A 17367-nucleotide genomic window follows, 5' to 3' on the forward strand; every position below is an offset into this window, starting at 1 on the left:
GCGGCGGCCGGCGTGATCACCGGCCCGCTGCGGACTCCGGAATCGGCCCAAGCACCTGCTCCACCTCCACCAGATCCACCCCGAGCATGCGGGCGAACTGGCCATCGAACCACGGCTTGTGGCTGGCCCCGACGATTGAAAGCACCCGCGCCCCGGGGCGCGGGACAAACGCGGCGCGGATATTCGCCACCATCCGCAGGTTGCGCGTCTCCCACGCCGCCACGTACATCTGGCCCCAGGGCTGGGACGGCGCATGGGCCAGCGCGGCGCCGAAATCGGACTCGGCCACCGCCTGGCGAACCTGTGGCCGGTTGAGGTGCCGGTACAGCGCCATCATGTCGCCCGACTCCACCAGCGCGCTGGAGCGTTCGGCGATCGGATCAGTCGTCTCCGACGCCGTCTCCCAGGCCGCATACAGGGCCTGGCCATAGGCTTCAACCTGCTCGTCGGCAATGCCCAGGTGGCTGCCGGTGTGGTCGTCGGTGGGGTACACGCGCGCCAGGCCAAGCCTGGCCGCCAGTCGGGCACCAATCTGGTCGCTCTCGCTGGGGTGCTTTGCTCGCCGGTGCAGCAGTTCGACCAGCGCATCGTCCAGGCCGTCGCCCGTGCGGCGCTCGTCCTGCGGCAGCTGCAGCCACTGCACCAGGGCCGACTCCGGCTCCCCGGCGGCCAGGAACAGCGATGCCAGCCGCCTGCGCTGGGCCGGCGTGGGCGCCTCGGGCCAGTCGGACAGCATCGCGGTGGCACCGGCAATCGCAGCCGGCACCTCCAGCCCGGTCGCCGCGCGGGCCGCGGCGGTGTCGAAGCAGAACCGGTCTGCGCCTTCCTGCGAGAACACCTCCGGATGCCGGCGGTACAGGTCGCACTCCATCCCCGACAGCGCCTCCACCGTGATCACGTCCGGCGCGAACGCCGCCAGCCTGTCCAGCAAGGGGTCGAGCACGTCCGGATCGAAGTCCTCGTCGAAATGCTCGGCAAGATGCGCCGACCCCAGCACCAGCACCTTGGCGCGGGGCCCGGCCATGTCGCGATCCAGCCCGGACAGATCCACCCGATCCTGTGCCTGTGCGCCCGCCACTCCCGTGGCCAGAAGCGCCAGGCCAAGTACTGCCGATTGAATCCACATGCTGCCTCCACCGGTTCGCTGTGCCGGTGGTCAGCCTATTGCGTGCACGTTCCGGCCCGCCCGTGCCATTGGCCCCTGAACGATCGGCAGGGTCGCAGGCGCCTCACCGGACCTCGTACACCGCCTCACCGTCCACCCAGGTCGCGCGCACGGTCAGCGCGTCCAGCTGCGCGGCCGGCACCTGCAGCGGATCCTCGCCCAGCACCACGAAGTCCGCGCGCAGGCCCGGCGCCAGCCGGCCGATTTCGCCTTCGCTGCGGGTCGCGTAGGCCGAACCGGCGGTGAAGCCTTCCAGCGCCTCGGCCGCGGTCATGCGCTGCTCGGGCAGCCAGCCGCCCGGCGGCTGTCCGTCGCGATCCTGCCGGGTCACCGCCGCGTACAGGCCCAGGCGCGGATCGGCCGACTCCACCGGGAAATCCGAGCCCAGCGCCAGACGCACGCCGGCGTCCATCATGCTGCGCCAGGCGTAGGCACCGACCAGCCGCTCCTGGCCCACCCGGTCGCCGGCCCAGCCCATGTCCGAGGTGGCGTGGGTGGGCTGCATGGAGGCGATCACGTCCAGCGCGAAGAAGCGCGGGATGTCCTCGACCGACACGATCTGCGCGTGCTCGATCCGCCAGCGGTGGCCGGGGCCGGCGCTGTCGCCGAGCACGTTCGCATAGGCGTCCAGCACGGCGCGGTTGCCGCGGTCGCCGATGGCGTGGGTGGTCACCTGCACCCCGCACTCGTGGGCGCGGCGGACGATGTCCTCGTAGGCGGCCGGCTCGTACGCCAGCAGGCCGTGGTTGCCCGGATCGTCGCTGTACTCCTCCTTCAGCGCCGCGCCGCGGCTGCCCAGCGCGCCGTCGGCGAACAGCTTGATGCCGTGCATCCACAGGCGGCCGCCGTCGTGGGTGTACAGGCCGTTGCTGCACAGGTCGGCGAAGGCATCGCCGTCGCCGGCAGCGTAGGCGGCCACCCGCAGCGGCAGGCGCCCCTCGTCGGCGAAGCGGCGGAACAGGGCCAGGTCGGCGCGCGAGACGCCCATGTCGTGCACGCCGGTCAGGCCCATCGATACCGCCGCGGCCAGCGCGCGCTCCAGGGCCTGCTCGCGCAGGGCCTCGTCCTGCTCGGGAATCGCACGCTCGACCAGGGCGCGGGCGCGGCCACCGACGAACACGCCGCTCGCCTGCCCGTCCACACGCTCGATGCGGGCGCCCTCGGGATGCCAGTCCCCGGCCAGCGGCCGCGCGCCCTCCACCGCTTCGGCGCGCCGCAGCGCCTCCGAATTGCCCCAGCCGGCGTGGCCGTCCACGCGCACCAGCCACACCGGGCGGTCGGGGAAGGCCTCGTCCAGGTCGGCCGCGGTCGGGAACTCGCGCTCCGGCCACAGGTTCTGATCCCAGCCGCGGCCCTGCAGCCAGGCGCCTTCCGGCAGGTCGGCGGCGAACGCCTGCAGGCGCGAGATCACCTCGGCCTTGTCGAGGGCACCGGCCAGGTCGGCCGACATCAGCGAGAAGCCGTAGCTCATCAGGTGGCCGTGGGAATCGATCAGCCCCGGCACCACCACGGCGTCACCCAGATCCACCACTTCGGCGCCGGGCCAGTTCGAACGCAGGTCTTCGGCGCTGCCGACCTCCACGATGCGGCCATCGGCGTCCCACGCCATCGCCCCGGCCTGCGGGCGCGACGGATCGGAGGTGTGGATGCGCTCGGCCACCAGCAGCCGCACGCCGTCGGCGCCGGCGGCATCGGTGGAGGCATCCCCGTTCTGGGCGCAGCCCTGCGCGAGCAGGCCGGCGATGAGCAGCGGAAGCAGACGACGCATGTGGAACCCCTCGTTCCCCGGAAGCGGCGGCCACTATGCATTGCCGCCGCGCGTCGCCGCAAACGCGTCAGCCGGCCAGCTCGGCGTCCAGGGTGATCGGCACCGCGCTCAGCGCCCGCGACACCGGGCAGTTCTGCTTCATGTCGTCGGCGATTTCGCGGAACTTCGCCGCCTCGATGCCGGGCACCTTGGCCTTCGTCACCAGCCGGATCGCGCTCACCGTCGGCCCGCCTTCCATCGACAGGTCGACCTCGGCGCGGGTGTCCACCGAGTCGGCGGGGTGCCCCGCCTCGGCCAGCGCGTTGGCCAGGGCCATGCTGAAGCAGCCGGCGTGGGCGGCGGCGATCAACTCTTCCGGGTTGGTGCCCTTCTCGTCGCCGAAGCGGCTGCTGAACGCGTAGCGGGTGTCCTCCATCAGGCCGCTGTCGGGGGTGCTGATGGTGCCGCGGCCGGACTTCAGGTCGCCTTCCCAGCGCGCGGTGGCCTTGCGTGAAATGCCCATGTCGTTGTTCCAGTCGGGAGAGGGCCCCCACGCTAGCGCCGGTTCCGTTACGCGGATGTGGCGTCCGCGTTGGTGCACCGCAACGGGACGCTGCACGCGCCCGCGCGCTAAGGTTCAGTCCCGCCATGACCGCCCGCCGAGCGCCCGCTCGCGCGGCAGCGCACCGACTGCGGACTGCCATGACGGCCGCCGTGCGAGCCCCGCACGGGCCCGGCCGCGCACGGCCGGGCTTCCCATCCATGCAAGGGAGGATCGGCCCCATGTCCCATTCCACGCCCGACATCCGCAACGTGGCCCTGGCAGGCCACCCCGGCGCCGGCAAGACCACCCTGTTCGAAGCCCTGCTGCATGCCGGCGGCGCCCTCCAGTCGGCAGGCACCATCGAGCGCGGCAACACCGTGTCCGACCACGACCCGATCGAGCGCCAGCGCGGCCACTCCATTGACGCCGCGCTCGCGTCCATCGACCACGTCGCGGCCGGCGGCCAGCGCGTGCACATCAACCTCATCGACATCCCCGGCTACCCGGAATTCCGCGGCCCGGCGCTCTCCGCGCTGGATGCGGTGGAAACGGTGGTGGTCGTGGTCGACGCGGTCAACGGCGTGGAACACGGCACCCGCCGGCTGATGGCCCGCGCGAAGGAGCGCAACCTGTGCCGGGCGATCGTGGTCAACCGCATCGATGCCGAAGGCGCCGACTGCGCGGCGGTGCTGGACGAGCTGCGAACGGAGTTCGGGCCGCAGGTGCTGCCGCTCAACCTGCCCGCCGACGGCGGCGCGAAGGTGGTCGACTGCTTCGACCAGGCCGGGGGCGGCAGCGACCTGGGGCCGGTGGCCGACTGGCACCAGAAGACCATGGACCAGGTGGTGGAGATCAACGAAACGGTCATGGATCGCTACCTCGAACTGGGCGAGGAAGGCCTGTCCGGCGAGGAGCTGCACGACGCGTTCGAGCAGTGCATGCGCGAAGGCCACCTGGTGCCGGTGTGCTTCGCCTCCGCACGCACCGGGGTGGGCGTGCGCAAGCTGCTGGACGTGGCCGAGCGCCTGTTCCCGCACCCCGGCGAAGGCAACCCGCCGCTGTTCCGCAAGGGCAGCGGCGCCGACGCCGTGCCGCTGGAACTGTCGCCGGATCCGGACGCGCACGTGGTCGCCGACGTGTTCCGGATCGTCAACGACCCGTTCGTGGGCAAGCTGGGCATCTTCCGCGTCTACCAGGGCACGGTGAAGAAGGACTCGCAGCTGTTCGTCGACGACGGCCGCAAGCCGTTCAAGGTCGGCCACCTGTTCCGGATCCAGGGCAAGGATCACGTCGAGATCGAACGCGCGGTGCCCGGCGATATCGCCGCCGTCTCCAGGATCGAGGATCTGCACTTCGACGCGGTGCTGCACGACAGCCACGACGAAGACCACATCCACCTGGAGCCGATCGACTTCCCGCGGCCGATGTTCGGCCTGGCCATCGAGGCCTCCAGCCGCGGCCAGGAGCAAAAGCTCGCCAACGCCCTGCACAGGCTGGCCGAGGAGGATCCGTGCTTCCACGTCGAGCACGAGGAGGAAACCAACGAGACCGTGATCCGCGGCCTGTCGGATCTGCACCTGCGCATCAACCTGGATCGGCTGAAGGATCGCCACGGCGTGGAGGTCACCACCCGGCCGCCGCGCATCGCCTACCGCGAGACCATTGGCGCCGCCGCCGAAGGCCACCACCGCCACCGCAAGCAGACCGGCGGCGCCGGCCAGTTCGGCGAGGTGTTCCTGCGCATCGAGCCGCTGCCGCGCGGCGGTGGCTTCGAGTTCGTCGACCAGGTCAAGGGCGGCGTGATCCCCGGCCAGCTGATTCCCGCGGTGGAAAAGGGCGTGCGCGACGTCATGCGCGGCGGTGCCATCGCCGGCTACCCGATCCAGGACGTGCGGGTGACCGTCTACGACGGCAAGCACCACCCGGTGGACAGCAAGGAGGTCGCCTTCATCGCCGCCGGCCGCAAGGCCTTCCTGGACGCCATCTCCAGGGCCCGTCCGCAGGTGCTCGAACCGATCGTCAGCCTCCAGGTGCAGGCGCCCGAGGCGCACATGGGCGACATCAGCGGCGGCCTGGCCGGCAAGCGCGCGCGCATCAACGGCACCGACGCCGCCAAGGGCGGGGAGATCGTGGTCAAGGCCCAGGTGCCGCTGTCGGAGCTGGACGGCTATCCCGCCGAACTGAAGTCGGTCACCGCCGGCCGCGGCCGCTACGCCGTGGACTTCAGCCACTACGAACCGGTTCCGCCCCAGGTGCAGCAGAAGCTGGTGGACAGCTGGCGGCCGCGGCACGAGGAGGACTGAGCCGGCCCGTGTCCCCCGCCTTCGCCGCCGTGCTTGCCGACGCGATCCTCGCCTTGCACGTGGGGATCGTCGCCTTCGTCGTCCTTGGCACCCTGGCCATCCTGGGCGGCGGCCCGCTGGGCTGGCGGTGGGTGCGCGGCCGCGCATTCCGCATCACCCACCTCGCCCTGATGGCCTTCATCGCCCTGCAGGCATGGCTGGGCCGGCTGTGCCCGCTGACCGAATGGGAACAGGCCCTGCGCCAGCGCGCGGGGCAGGACGCCTACGCCGGATCCTTCATCGAACACTGGCTGTCACGGCTGATCTATTTCGACCTGCCCTGGTGGAGTTTCGTCGCCGCCTACACCGTGCTCGCCGCCGTCCTGCTGGCCAGCTGGCGCCTCTGGCCACCCCGTCCGCGCGGCAACCGATCCACTGCGCGCATCGTCCGATAGTCCAAAACACCCTGTTTTTTTGCACTTTCCTATTGGCGCGGGCCCGCACATGGCCTACATTCCAGATGCCGACGTATCGGCCAGACCACTCCACCACACATCACGGAACAGGAAATCATGGCGAAGAAAGCAGTGAAGAAGGCGACGAAGAAGGCCGCCACCAAGAAGGCCGCCGCCAAGCCGGCCGCTCCGAAGGCGATCAAGGAATCGCTGACCAAGGCAGGCCTGGTTTCGCACCTGGCCGAGACCACCGGCGTTGCCGCCAAGGACGTGCGCGCCGTCCTGGCCTCGCTCGACGACACCATCGCCGGCTCGATGAGCAAGCGCGGCGTCGGCTCGTTCACCCTGCCGGGCATGCTCAAGATCACCGCCACCAAGGTGCCGGCCAAGCCGCGCCGCAAGGGCATCAACCCGTTCACCAAGGAAGAGCAGTGGTTCGCCGCCAAGCCCGCCTCGGTGAAGGTCAAGGTGCGTCCGCTGAAGAAGCTCAAGGACGCCGCCGCCTGATCCACCGATCCGGGCCGGCTTTCGCCGCCCGGATCCAGGAAGGCCGGCTCCACGAGCCGGCCTTTTTCGTGCCCGTACCGCAGGCGTTCGCCGCCCTCCCCCGCGCCTCGCTGCCGCCCGGCTGGAGCCCGCCGACGCCTCGCGTTAGCATCGCCCCGCGGCCCGCGCCGCCACGCAGGAGTCGTCATGGGCAAGCGTTTCTGGATCTGCTGCATCGTGGTCTCGGTGGCCGCGATGGTTCTCGGCCTCATCGTCCACGGCCTGCTGCTGCGCGGCGACTACGTCGCCCATGCCGGGCTCTATCGCAGCCAGGCCGAGGCCAGCGCACGCGCGCCCTGGCTGCTGGCCGCCTATGCCCTGGTCGGCTTCGCCATGACCTGGCTCTACCACCGCCTGCACGACAGCGACCAGGTGCAGCTGCGCCAGGGCCTGGCGTTCGGCCTGGCGATCGGGCTGGTCTCGTTCGTCCCCTGGCACCTGCTGGCCTACGTCGGCCAGCCGCTGCCGCTGTCACTGATGCTGCGCCAGTCGCTGTTCGATCTGGTGGCCGCCGGGCTGCTGGGAATGCTGCTGGCGTGGCTGCGGCCGCGCCGGCGCGAGCTCTCCGCGCCGGACTGACCGGCGCGCGCGAGGCCTCAGCGCTTGGGCTGGAGCATCGTCCCGGTGCAGCTGTCCGAACCGCAGCGGCAGCCCCACAGCTTCTTCAGCTTCGGCGTGTGGCGCTCGTCCAGCACGATGCCGTAGTTGTAGGTCAGCTCCTCGCCGGCGGCGATGTCGCGGACGGCCTCGATGAACACCTTGTCCTTCTCCGGCCGGCCCTTGTCGTCCTCCTCCACCACCGCCTCGCAGTTGGGATCGCAGCTGTGGTTCATCCAGCGCGCGACGTTGGCGCTGACGTTGGCGTCGATCACGTAGGTGTCGTTGAGGGTGAACAGGAAGGTGTGCCCGTTCTCCTCCTGGCCGCCGTACTCCTCGTCCACCTCGTCATGGGTGCGCAGCGCGCCCTTGTAGCGGATCACCCGCTCGCCCTTGGCGATGTCGGCGATGGCGAAGATGCCGTTGCCGTGGATCGGCGACAGGCGGGCCTCCACTTTCTTCGGCTTCTTGCTCTTCGCGGTCTTCTTGGTCTTCGCCATCAGGGATCCAGGCCGTTGGGTAAGGTAGGCCCGCTATTGTGGCCAACCCGGGCCTTCGATGCATGCCTCGGTTCACCAGCCAGCGCCACCCGGCGCTCCGGAACCTCCGGCGCCTGAACCACGAACCGCCCGGAGTTTGAGCCGCGGGCCGCCAAAGCGTACAATTTCAGTCCTGATTAAAGGACGCCCCCCGATGCTCCGCGTCACCCGCCTGACCGACTACGCCACCGTCGTGCTGACCGTGCTTGCCGCGCGGCCGGACGCGGTGCTGAGCGCGGCCGAACTGGCCGAGCGCGCGGGCCTGGAAGCGCCCACCGTGAGCAAGGTGCTCAAGCCGCTGGCCCAGGCCGGCCTGGTGGAAGGCTTCCGCGGCGCCCACGGCGGCTACCGGCTGGCGCGGCCGGCCGCCGCGATCAGCCTGGTCGAGATCGTCGAGGCCATGGAAGGGCCGCTGGCAATGACCGAATGCAGCCTGGACGACCACGAGTGCGGCATCGCCCACCAGTGCGGCGTCCGCGCCAACTGGCGCCGCATCAACGACGTGATCGCCGCCGCGCTGGGCGCGGTGAGCCTGGCGCAGATGCTTGAAGACGCGCCGATCCCCCCTTCCCCTCCCGCCGCCGCGAAGCGGATCCCCGCCCGCCTCGAAGGCAACTGAACCCCGATATCAAGGCAGCCTATGGCCACCCAGATTGAAACCCTGACCCCCGTGGAAGAGCAGCCGCTCTCCAACCCGCTGGTGCACGAGCAGCTCGGCCGCAAGTACGAGGCCGGCTTCGTCACCGACATCGAATCCGACTCGCTCCCGCCGGGCCTGGACGAGGACACCATCCGCGCCCTGTCGGCGAAGAAGGAAGAGCCCGAGTGGATGCTCGAATGGCGCCTGGCCGCCTACCGCCACTGGCTGACCATGCCGGTGCCGCGCTGGGCCAAGCTCAACATCGCCCCGATCGACCTGCAGGCGCTGAGCTACTACTCCGCGCCCAAGGGGCCCAAGTACAAGTCGCTGGACGAGGTGCCGCAGGAGCTGCTGGACACCTACGACAAGCTCGGCGTGCCGCTGCACGAGCGCGCCAAGCTGGCCGGCGTGGCGGTGGACGCGGTGTTCGACTCGGTCTCCGTGGGCACCACCTTCCAGAAGGAGCTCAGGGAAGCCGGGGTGATCTTCTGCTCCATGTCCGAGGCCATCAGGGAGCACCCCGAGCTGGTGAAGCAGTACCTGGGCAGCGTGGTGCCGGTGGGTGACAACTACTTCGCCGCGCTCAACTCGGCGGTGTTTTCCGACGGCAGCTTCGTCTACATCCCCAAGGGCGTGCGCTGCCCGATGGAGCTGAGCACCTACTTCCGCATCAACGCCAACCACACCGGCCAGTTCGAGCGCACCCTGATCATCTGCGAGGACAAGGGCCACGTCTCCTACCTGGAAGGCTGCACCGCGCCGATGCGCGACGACAACCAGCTGCACGCGGCGGTGGTCGAGCTGGTGGCGCTGGAAGACGCGGAGATCAAGTACTCCACGGTGCAGAACTGGTACCCCGGCGACGAGAACGGCGTGGGCGGCATCTACAACTTCGTGACCAAGCGCGCCGAGTGCCGCGGCGCGCGCAGCAAGGTGACCTGGACGCAGGTGGAAACCGGCTCGGCCATCACCTGGAAGTACCCCTCCTGCGTGCTGCTGGGCGACGACTCGGTCGGCGAGTTCTACTCCGTGGCGCTCACCCACCACGCCCAGCAAGCCGATACCGGTACCAAGATGATCCACGTGGGCAAGCGCACCAAGAGCAAGATCATCAGCAAGGGCATCAGCGCCGGGCGCGGCCAGAACACCTACCGCGGCCTGGTCAAGGTGGATCGCAACGCCGAGGGCGCGCGCAACTTCACCGAGTGCGACTCGCTGCTGATCGGCAAGCACTGCGGCGCCCACACCTTCCCCTACATCGAGGTGAAGAACCCGACCGCCACCCTCGAGCACGAGGCCACCACCTCCAAGATCAGCGACGACCAGATGTTCTACTGCCGCTCGCGCGGGATCTCCGAGGAAGACGCGATCAGCCTGATCGTCGACGGCTTCTGCAAGACGGTCTTCCGCGAGCTGCCGATGGAGTTCGCGATCGAGGCCAAGGCGCTGCTCGACATCTCGCTGGAAGGCAGCGTCGGCTGACCCTTCCATCCGCAGGACGGGCCCGGCCCGCAACGCAACCAGACAAGCAACCGGCGGCCCGCGCCGCCCCACGGGAAACACATCATGCTGAAGATCGAAAACCTCCACGCCAGCATCAACGGCCGCGAAATCCTCAAGGGCCTCTCGCTCGAACTGCAGCCGGGCCAGGTGCACGCCATCATGGGCCCCAACGGCGCCGGCAAGTCCACCCTGGGCAACATCCTCGCCGGGCGCGAGGGCTATGACGTCACCGAAGGCACGGTCGAGTTCGAAGGCCAGCCGCTGCTGGAGCTGGAGCCGGAAGAGCGCGCCGCCGCCGGCCTGTTCCTGGCCTTCCAGTACCCGGTCGAGATCCCGGGCGTGAACAACACCTACTTCCTGCGCAGCTCGCTCAACGCCCAGCGCAAGGCGCGCGGCGAGGAGGAGCTGGACTCCATGGCGTTCCTCAAGCTGGTGCGCGAGAAGCTCTCGGTGCTGCACCTGGACGACAAGCTGCTGCACCGCGGCGTCAACGAAGGGTTCTCGGGCGGCGAGAAGAAGCGCAACGAGATCTTCCAGATGGCGGTGCTGGAGCCCAAGCTGGCGATCCTGGACGAGACCGACTCCGGGCTCGACATCGACGCCCTGCGCCACGTCGCCGAGGGCGTGAACGCGCTGCGCTCGCCCGACCGCGCGTTCCTGGTGATCACCCACTACCAGCGCCTGCTCGAATACATCCGCCCGGACGTGGTGCACGTGCTGGCCGACGGCCGGATCGTGGAAAGCGGCGGGCCGGAGCTGGCCGAGCAGCTGGAAGAGCACGGCTACGCCTGGGTCAAGGACCGCATCGCACCGGAGGTCGCATGAGCGCCCTGCTGCAGTCGCTGGCCAGCGGCTTCGAAGGCGACGCCGGCCGCCGCGCGGCGCTTGACGCCGCGCTTGAGGACGGGCTGCCCGGGCCGCGCAGCGAGGCCTGGAAATACACCCCGCTGCGGGCGCTGGAGCGCCGCGAGTTCGCCGGCTCCGACGCGGTGGCCGAGATCGATCCGGCGCTGCTGGCCGACATCCCCGCGCCGCGGCTGGTGTTCGTCAACGGCCGCCACGCCCCGGCGCTGTCGGATCAGGCCGGCCTGGGCGACGGCATTGAAATCGGGCTGCAGGCCTCGGCCGGCCCCGACGACGGACGCTACGCCGACCGCGACGCCGTGTTCGCGCGCCTGGCCACCACCCTGGCGCGCGAGGGCGTGCAGGTGAAGGTGCCTGCCGGCGTGCAGGCGGCCGCGCCGCTGCACGTGGTGTTCGTGGGCGCGCCGCAGGACGGCGCCGAGCTGGCCTGGCACCTGCGCCACCGCATCGAGGTGGGCGAAGGCTCACGGCTGGCGATGGTCGAGCACCACATCGTGTCCGGCGACCACCGGCACCTGGACAACGCCCTGATCGAAATCGACGTGGCCGAAAGCGCCGTGTTCGAGCACGCCCGCATCCAGACCGGCGGCGACGGTGCCACCGCGTTCCTGCGCACCCAGGCCGAGCTGCACGAATCCGCGCAGTACCATCGGGTGGATCTGGAACTGGGCGGCGCGCTCTCGCGCCACGAGCTCAACGTCCGCCTGGTCGGCGACAACGCCCGGGTCGACGCCAACGGCGTGCTGCTTGCGGCCGGCCGCAGGCACCTGGATACCCGCCTGGGCATCGAGCACGTCGCCCGCGACACCTCCTGCGGCCTGCTCTGGCGCGGTATCGGTTCCGGCCGCGGCCGGGCCGTGTTCCACGGCGGCATCACCATCCAGGCCGGCGCCGACGGCACCGACGCCAAGCTCTCGAACAAGAACCTGCTGCTGTCGGCCAGCGCCGAGATCGACACCCAGCCGGTGCTGGTCATCCACGCCGACGAGGTGGAGGCCGCCCACGGCGCCACGGTGGGCCAGCTCGACGAGGGCGCCCTGTTCTACCTGCGCTCGCGCGGACTGTCCGAGCGCCAGGCGCGGATCCTGCTGACCGAAGCCTTCACCCGCGAGCCGCTGGCCGCGGTGGAAGACCCGGCCCTGCGCGAGGCGCTGGAAGCACGCGTGACGGCGGCGCTGCAGGGCGTGGCGGGATGAGCGCACCGCCCGCCGCCGGGACCGCGCCCGTCCAGTCCGGCGTGGACTGGGAGGCCGTCCGCGCCGACTTCCCGCTGCTCCGGCGCCAGGTCCACGGCAAGCCGCTGGTGTACCTGGACAGCGCCAATACCGGGCAGAAGCCGGCCGCGGTGATCGAGGCGGTGGATCGCTTCTACCGCCAGCACAACGCCAACGTCAGCCGCGCCGTCCACCAGCTGGGCAGCGAGGCCACCGAGGCCTACGAGGGCGCGCGGCGCAGGCTCGCCGGCTTCATCAATGCCCGCCCGGAAGACCTGGTGCTGTGCAGCGGCACCACCTTCGCCATCAACCTGGTGGCCTATTCGTGGGCGCTGCCGCGGCTCAAGGCCGGCGATACCATCCTGGTCTCGCGCATGGAGCACCACGCCAACATCGTGCCCTGGCAGCTGGTGGCCGAGCGCAGCGGCGCGACCATCCGCGTGGCAGAGATCAACCACGACGGCTCGCTCGACCTGGACGCGCTGCACCGGGACATGACCCCGGACGTGAAGCTGCTCGCGCTCACCCACGTCTCCAACCTGCTGGGCACCGTGAACCCGGTGCGCGAGATCTGCCGCGAGGCGCGCCGGCGCGGGATCACCACCGTGATCGACGGCTCCCAGGCGATGCCGCACCGGCCGGTGGACGTGGCCGCGACCGGCTGCGACTTCTACGCCTTCACAGGCCACAAGATGATCGGCCCCACCGGCACCGGCGCGCTGTGGGCGCGGCGCGAACACCTGGAAGCGATGCCGCCCTTCATCGGCGGCGGCGAGATGATCAGGGAGGTCAGCTTCGACGGCACCGTGTTCAATGATCCGCCGCACCGGTTCGAGGCGGGCACGCCCAACATCGCCGGCTTCGTCGGCCTGGGCGCGGCGGTGGATTACCTGGATGCCATCGGCATGGCCAACATCGAGGCCCGCGAGGCGGAGCTGCTGGCGCACCTGACCGAGGAGATGGACAAGGTCGAGGGCCTGCGCATCATCGGCCGCGCGCCGGAGAAGGCGGCGGTGGTCTCGTTCCTGGTCGAGGGCGCCCACGCCCACGACCTGGCCACCCTGCTCGATCTGGAGGGCGTGGCGGTGCGCTCGGGCCAGCACTGCGCGCACCCCCTGCTGCAGTTCTACGGCGTCGCCGCCACCTGCCGCGCCTCGCTGGCCTTCTACAATACCCACGATGAAATCGACGCCTTCATCGCCGCCCTGCACAAGGTGCGCGGCCTGCTTGGTTGAACCACGCCCATGACCGGACTGTCCTTCCGTCCCGCCACACCTGACGATATCGACGCCATCGTCGCCCTGGTCACCTCGGCCTACCGCGGCGATGCCAGCCGCGCCGGCTGGACGACCGAGGCCGACCTGCTCGACGGCGCCCGGATCGACCCGGACGTGCTGCGCGCGGACATCGAACGCGACAACAGCATCGTGCTGCTGGCCGAGGCCGGCGACGCCGCCGGCGAGGACCGGCTGCAGGCCTGCGCGCACGTTGCGGTGGAGGACGGCGGCGGCTACTTCGGCATGTTCGCCGTGCGCCCGGGCCTGCAGGGCGCGGGCACCGGCCGGACGGTGCTGGCCGAATGCGAGCGCATCGCCCGCGACGAATGGCAGCTGCCGTTCATGCGCATGACGGTGCTGGTGCAGCGCGGGGAGCTGATCGCCTGGTACCAGCGCCGCGGCTATCGCCGCACCGGCGTCTTCAAGCCCTTCCCCTACGGCGACGAGCGCTTCGGCATTCCCAGGCGCGACGACCTGCGCTTTGAAACCCTCGAAAAGGCCCTGTGACGGGCAAGGACACGACCCAACCCATGGACACCGAAGGCTGGATCCGCGTCTGCGCGACCTCCGAACTGCTCCCCGGCGAAATGCAGCTGGCCTGGGACGGCGACACCCCGATCCTGGTGTTCAACCGCGACGGCGACCTGTACGCGCTGGAAGACCGCTGCAGCCACGAGGACTTCGAGCTGTCGGCCGGTGAGTTCGACCCGGCCACCGGCACCATCGAGTGCGTGCTGCACGGAGCGAAGTTCGACGTCAGCGACGGCCGCGCCCTGTGCCCGCCGGCCTACGAGCCGGCGGTGAAGTTCCCGGTTCGCGTCCATGACGGCGCGGTCTGGACGCGCGACGACCGCGACTGAAGCCGCACCCCGGCCCTGCGGGAGCGCGCCACGGGGGTTCCTGCACGCAAGGGTGTTGAAACAGGAACGATTCGCATTACAATTCGCATCCGCCGGCGAACACATCGCCGCGCGCTCGATCCCCACAACCCGTCTCCCGCCTGTCAGCCGCCGCCAGAGCAGGTCTTCCCAGCCCCTGGAGCTGCCGCTGATGCGTTCCCGCTGCACCACCGTTGCGTTCTTCCCCCGCCGTACCGTCCTGGCCACCGCCCTGCTGCTGGCCGCCCTCCCCGCCCTCCCCGCCCTGGCCGAGCCGGCCCCCGCGCCCAACCCGGTCGACTTCGACGCCGTGGTGGTGACCGCCGCGGGCTTCGAGCAGAAGATCACCGACGCCCCTGCCAGCATCAGCGTGATCACCCGCGAGGAGCTGGAGCGCAAGCAGTTCGGCAACCTGGCCGAAGCGCTGGGCGAAGTGGAAGGCGTGGACATCGGCCAGGGCACCGGCAAGACCGGCGGCCTGAACATCAGCATCCGCGGCATGCCCAGTGCCTACACCCTGGTGCTGATCGACGGCCGCCGCCAGAACAACGGCGGCGACATCACGCCCAACGGCTTCGGGGAGACCGCCAACGGCTTCATGCCGCCGCTGTCCGCGATCGAGCGGATCGAGGTGATCCGCGGGCCGATGTCCACCCTGTACGGCTCGGATGCGGTCGGCGGCGTGGTCAACATCATCACCCGCGGCGTGGCCAGCAGCTGGTCGGGCGCGTTCGGCCTCAACCACACCTTCCACGAGAACCGCGACTACGGAGCCTCCACCGGATCCAACGTCTACCTGGCCGGGCCGCTGGCCGATGGCCTGCTGGGCCTGACCGTGCGCGGCAGCATCCACGAGCGCGGGGCGTCGGATCTGGCGTTTGACGACGGCAGCGTGGTCAGCCGCCGGGGCGCGGCCGCGGTGGAAGGCCGCAGCACCCACTGGGGCGCGCGCCTGACCCTGGCCCCCAACGAGTTCCACGAGGTATCGCTGGATCTGGATCAGGGCCGGCAGGTCTACAACAACGACGACTGCCAGCTGGGCACCCTGGACGGCTGGGGCGGCAACGCGGTCGCCGGCTGCACCGTGTCCGACGACAGCGCCAACGGCTACTCCGACGAACTGCGCTTCGACCGCACCCAGGCCGTGCTCGCCCACCGCGGCTCGCTCGAGCTGGGCCACTGGGAAAGCGCGCTGACCTACAAGACCACCGAAACCCGGGGCCGCACCATCCCGGGCACCATCGGCCAGGCGTGGGCCAACTTCCCCGGCATCGTCGGCGGCGCGCCGCGCACGCTGGAGTCCACCGACCTGATCCTGGACACCCGCCTGGTCGCCCCGGTGGGCGAACGCCACACCCTGAGCGTCGGCGGCCAGTACCAGGATGCGGAAGTGGTGGACGGCATCGCCACCGAGCGCTTCGAACGCAGCTCATGGGCGGTATTCGTGGAGAACGAGTGGCAGTTCGTGGATTCGGCCCGCCTGACCTTCGGCGGGCGCTACGAAAGCCACGACGCCTTCGGTGGCCACTTCAGCCCGCGCGCCTACCTGACCTGGGCCGCCAGCGACAGCTGGACGATCAAGGGCGGGGCCAGCCGCGGCTACCGCACCCCGTCGGTGAACCAGCTGCACGACGGCATCAACGGCGCCACCGCCCAGGGCCGCACCATCACCATCGGCAGCCCGCACCTGCAGCCGGAAACCAGCACCAACTACGAGGTCGGCTTCTACTTCGACAGCCTCGCCGGCTTCAACGCCAACCTGACCCTGTTCCACACCGACTTCAACGACATGATCAGCAGCGGCACGCCGGTGCCGAACTGCCGGGCGGCCAGCGGCCCCGGCCTGCCCGGCTGCCTGGATCTGGGCAGCGGCTTCACCCAGGACAGCTTTGCCCAGAACACCAACGTCGGCGAAGCCGCGAGCCGCGGCGTCGAGCTCGCCGCGCGCTGGGACTTTGCCCCGCGCTGGTCGATCGCCGGCAACTGGACCTGGACCGACACCGAGCAGAAGAGCGGCGCCGACCGCGGCGCGCCGTTCACCAACCAGGCCAGCCACATGCTCAACGCCAGCCTGGACTGGGAAGCCACCGACACGCTGAGCCTGTGGCTGCGGGGCGAGTACCAAAGCGAGCGCGACCGGTTCACCCACCTGCGCGAGAACCTGGGCGCAGCCGACCGCGCCATCCTCGACGGTCTGGGCCCGCTGGAATCCTGGGCCCAGCTGCACTTGGGCGGCGCCTGGCGGGCCTCCGACGCGGTCACCCTCAACGCCACCATCCACAACCTGCTGGACAAGGACTTCCTCGCCGGCGGGTACTACACGACCGACAGCGGCGATACCGGCTGGGGCTCCCACTACACCCAGATCGGCCGTGGCACCACCGGCACCCTCCAGGAAGGCCGCCGCCTGTGGCTTTCGGTCAACGTGGCGTTCTGAGCCGCAGCCGCATGGCCAACAGCTCGCCCCCGCCGTCGAGCAGGAACCGGCGGCGGGCGGGCGATGCCAGCACCGCGGCATCGCCCCGGGCCATCGGCGGCAGGCCGCTGGCCGCATCGAAGCGGGCCTGGCCGGAGAGCAGGTAAACAAGCCAGGCGTCGTGCTCGTCGGCGAAGAACAGCATCGGCCCCACCAGCGGCCGGTGCAGCACTTCGGCTTCGATCGCATCGCGGCGCCACATCAGGTTGAGCGCCACCGCCCGCCCGTCCAGGGGCTCGCCGGTCACCCGGTCTTCGCCGGCAAACCGCGTACGGCCGCCCGGTGGATGCAGTTCCTGCACCCGGTCATCGGCGAATCGCAGCCGCAGGCCCTGCCCTTCCAGCAGCACGTGCTCGCGATCGATGCCGGGGAAGGCGGAGTACGCCGCGGCCTGCTCGATCTCGGCCACGGACAGCCGCCACTGCCACTGCCCGCCGGCATCCGGCCAGGCCGTGATCGCGCGCGTCCAGCCCAGCCCGTTGCGCCAGCGTTCGCGGCGATGCTCGTTCGCGGGAAACACCTGCGCCACGGGTCGGGAAACGGACATGCGGGAAGTCTAGCGCCAGCCGCAATCCGGATCCGGAAAAGGCACCGCCCGCCCGCACCGGAGTGCGGACGGGCGGCTCTACGTCCATGTAAC

17 protein-coding genes are annotated in these 17367 nt (G+C 70.4%); 12 read left to right on the plus strand and 5 right to left on the minus strand.

Translation table 11 applies throughout. The features are described from left to right. Window positions 1-16: 16 nt before the first annotated feature. The 3 genes from ACOZ90_RS05685 to ACOZ90_RS05695 all read right to left on the minus strand — a co-directional run bounded on the left by ACOZ90_RS05685 (window position 17) and on the right by ACOZ90_RS05695 (window position 3435). Window positions 17-1126 (minus strand): DUF5694 domain-containing protein, encoded by a 1110-nt coding sequence (locus ACOZ90_RS05685; RefSeq protein WP_422892673.1) that lies wholly within the window; start codon window positions 1124-1126, stop codon window positions 17-19. A gap of 103 nt (window positions 1127-1229) precedes the next feature. Next, window positions 1230-2933: an amidohydrolase gene (locus tag ACOZ90_RS05690; RefSeq protein ID WP_422892674.1), complete on the minus strand. Its 1704-nt coding sequence runs from the start codon at window positions 2931-2933 to the stop codon at window positions 1230-1232. A gap of 67 nt (window positions 2934-3000) precedes the next feature. Further along, a complete protein-coding gene (locus tag ACOZ90_RS05695) occupies window positions 3001-3435 on the minus strand; it encodes an OsmC family protein (protein WP_422892675.1) in 435 nt (144 codons plus the stop codon). A 260-nt stretch (window positions 3436-3695) separates the two neighbouring features. Between ACOZ90_RS05695 and fusA the strand changes: the two genes are divergently transcribed. From fusA to ACOZ90_RS05715, 4 genes are all read left to right on the plus strand, one after another. Beyond that, window positions 3696-5759: an elongation factor G gene (gene fusA / locus ACOZ90_RS05700; protein ID WP_422892676.1), complete on the plus strand. Its 2064-nt coding sequence runs from the start codon at window positions 3696-3698 to the stop codon at window positions 5757-5759. A gap of 8 nt (window positions 5760-5767) precedes the next feature. Continuing rightward, the gene (locus ACOZ90_RS05705; RefSeq protein ID WP_422892677.1) at window positions 5768-6193 is read left to right on the plus strand and encodes a DUF2784 domain-containing protein; all 426 of its coding nucleotides are present in this window, start codon (window positions 5768-5770) and stop codon (window positions 6191-6193) included. A gap of 117 nt (window positions 6194-6310) precedes the next feature. Continuing rightward, entirely contained in the window at window positions 6311-6700 is a 390-nt protein-coding gene (locus tag ACOZ90_RS05710) for an HU family DNA-binding protein (protein ID WP_422892678.1), read from the plus strand. Between the two features lie 186 nt (window positions 6701-6886). Beyond that, on the plus strand, window positions 6887-7318 hold the full coding sequence (locus ACOZ90_RS05715; RefSeq protein WP_422892679.1) for a hypothetical protein: 432 nt from the start codon (window positions 6887-6889) through the stop codon (window positions 7316-7318). Window positions 7319-7335: 17 nt separating this feature from the next. Here ACOZ90_RS05715 and ACOZ90_RS05720 read toward each other — a convergent pair whose 3' ends face one another. Then, window positions 7336-7836, minus strand: coding sequence for an SET domain-containing protein (locus tag ACOZ90_RS05720; RefSeq protein WP_422892680.1), 501 nt, complete (start codon window positions 7834-7836; stop codon window positions 7336-7338). A gap of 193 nt (window positions 7837-8029) precedes the next feature. On the opposite strand from ACOZ90_RS05720, the gene ACOZ90_RS05725 reads away from it, so the two are divergent. The 8 genes from ACOZ90_RS05725 to ACOZ90_RS05760 all read left to right on the plus strand — a co-directional run bounded on the left by ACOZ90_RS05725 (window position 8030) and on the right by ACOZ90_RS05760 (window position 16688). After that, window positions 8030-8494, plus strand: a complete 465-nt coding sequence (locus ACOZ90_RS05725; RefSeq protein ID WP_422892681.1) for an SUF system Fe-S cluster assembly regulator — start codon at window positions 8030-8032, stop codon at window positions 8492-8494. Window positions 8495-8515: 21 nt separating this feature from the next. Beyond that, a complete protein-coding gene (gene sufB / locus ACOZ90_RS05730; RefSeq protein ID WP_422892682.1) occupies window positions 8516-9997 on the plus strand; it encodes a Fe-S cluster assembly protein SufB in 1482 nt (493 codons plus the stop codon). A gap of 84 nt (window positions 9998-10081) precedes the next feature. Continuing rightward, window positions 10082-10843, plus strand: coding sequence for a Fe-S cluster assembly ATPase SufC (sufC, locus tag ACOZ90_RS05735; RefSeq protein ID WP_422892683.1), 762 nt, complete (start codon window positions 10082-10084; stop codon window positions 10841-10843). After that, window positions 10840-12078 carry a Fe-S cluster assembly protein SufD gene (sufD, locus tag ACOZ90_RS05740; protein ID WP_422892684.1) on the plus strand — a complete coding sequence of 413 codons (1239 nt, stop codon included), beginning with the start codon at window positions 10840-10842 and terminating at the stop codon, window positions 12076-12078. The genes sufC and sufD overlap by 4 nt, the downstream gene beginning before the upstream one ends. After that, window positions 12075-13331 (plus strand): cysteine desulfurase, encoded by a 1257-nt coding sequence (locus ACOZ90_RS05745; RefSeq protein WP_422892685.1) that lies wholly within the window; start codon window positions 12075-12077, stop codon window positions 13329-13331. Before sufD ends, ACOZ90_RS05745 begins: the two co-directional genes overlap by 4 nt. 9 nt (window positions 13332-13340) lie before the next feature. Further along, window positions 13341-13880: a GNAT family N-acetyltransferase gene (locus tag ACOZ90_RS05750; RefSeq protein WP_422892686.1), complete on the plus strand. Its 540-nt coding sequence runs from the start codon at window positions 13341-13343 to the stop codon at window positions 13878-13880. Window positions 13881-13903: 23 nt separating this feature from the next. Beyond that, the gene (locus ACOZ90_RS05755; protein ID WP_422892687.1) at window positions 13904-14233 is read left to right on the plus strand and encodes a non-heme iron oxygenase ferredoxin subunit; all 330 of its coding nucleotides are present in this window, start codon (window positions 13904-13906) and stop codon (window positions 14231-14233) included. A gap of 190 nt (window positions 14234-14423) precedes the next feature. Then, window positions 14424-16688, plus strand: coding sequence for a TonB-dependent receptor domain-containing protein (locus ACOZ90_RS05760; RefSeq protein WP_422892688.1), 2265 nt, complete (start codon window positions 14424-14426; stop codon window positions 16686-16688). Here the strand turns inward: ACOZ90_RS05760 and ACOZ90_RS05765 are convergent. Beyond that, the gene (locus ACOZ90_RS05765) at window positions 16672-17274 is read right to left on the minus strand and encodes a HutD/Ves family protein (RefSeq protein ID WP_422892689.1); all 603 of its coding nucleotides are present in this window, start codon (window positions 17272-17274) and stop codon (window positions 16672-16674) included. The two genes, ACOZ90_RS05760 and ACOZ90_RS05765, sit on opposite strands and share 17 nt — an antisense overlap. Window positions 17275-17367 lie beyond the last annotated feature (93 nt).

It is taken from the genome of Luteimonas dalianensis (assembly GCF_049339425.1).
In the GTDB taxonomy this organism is placed as follows: Bacteria; Pseudomonadota; Gammaproteobacteria; order Xanthomonadales; family Xanthomonadaceae; genus Luteimonas; species Luteimonas dalianensis.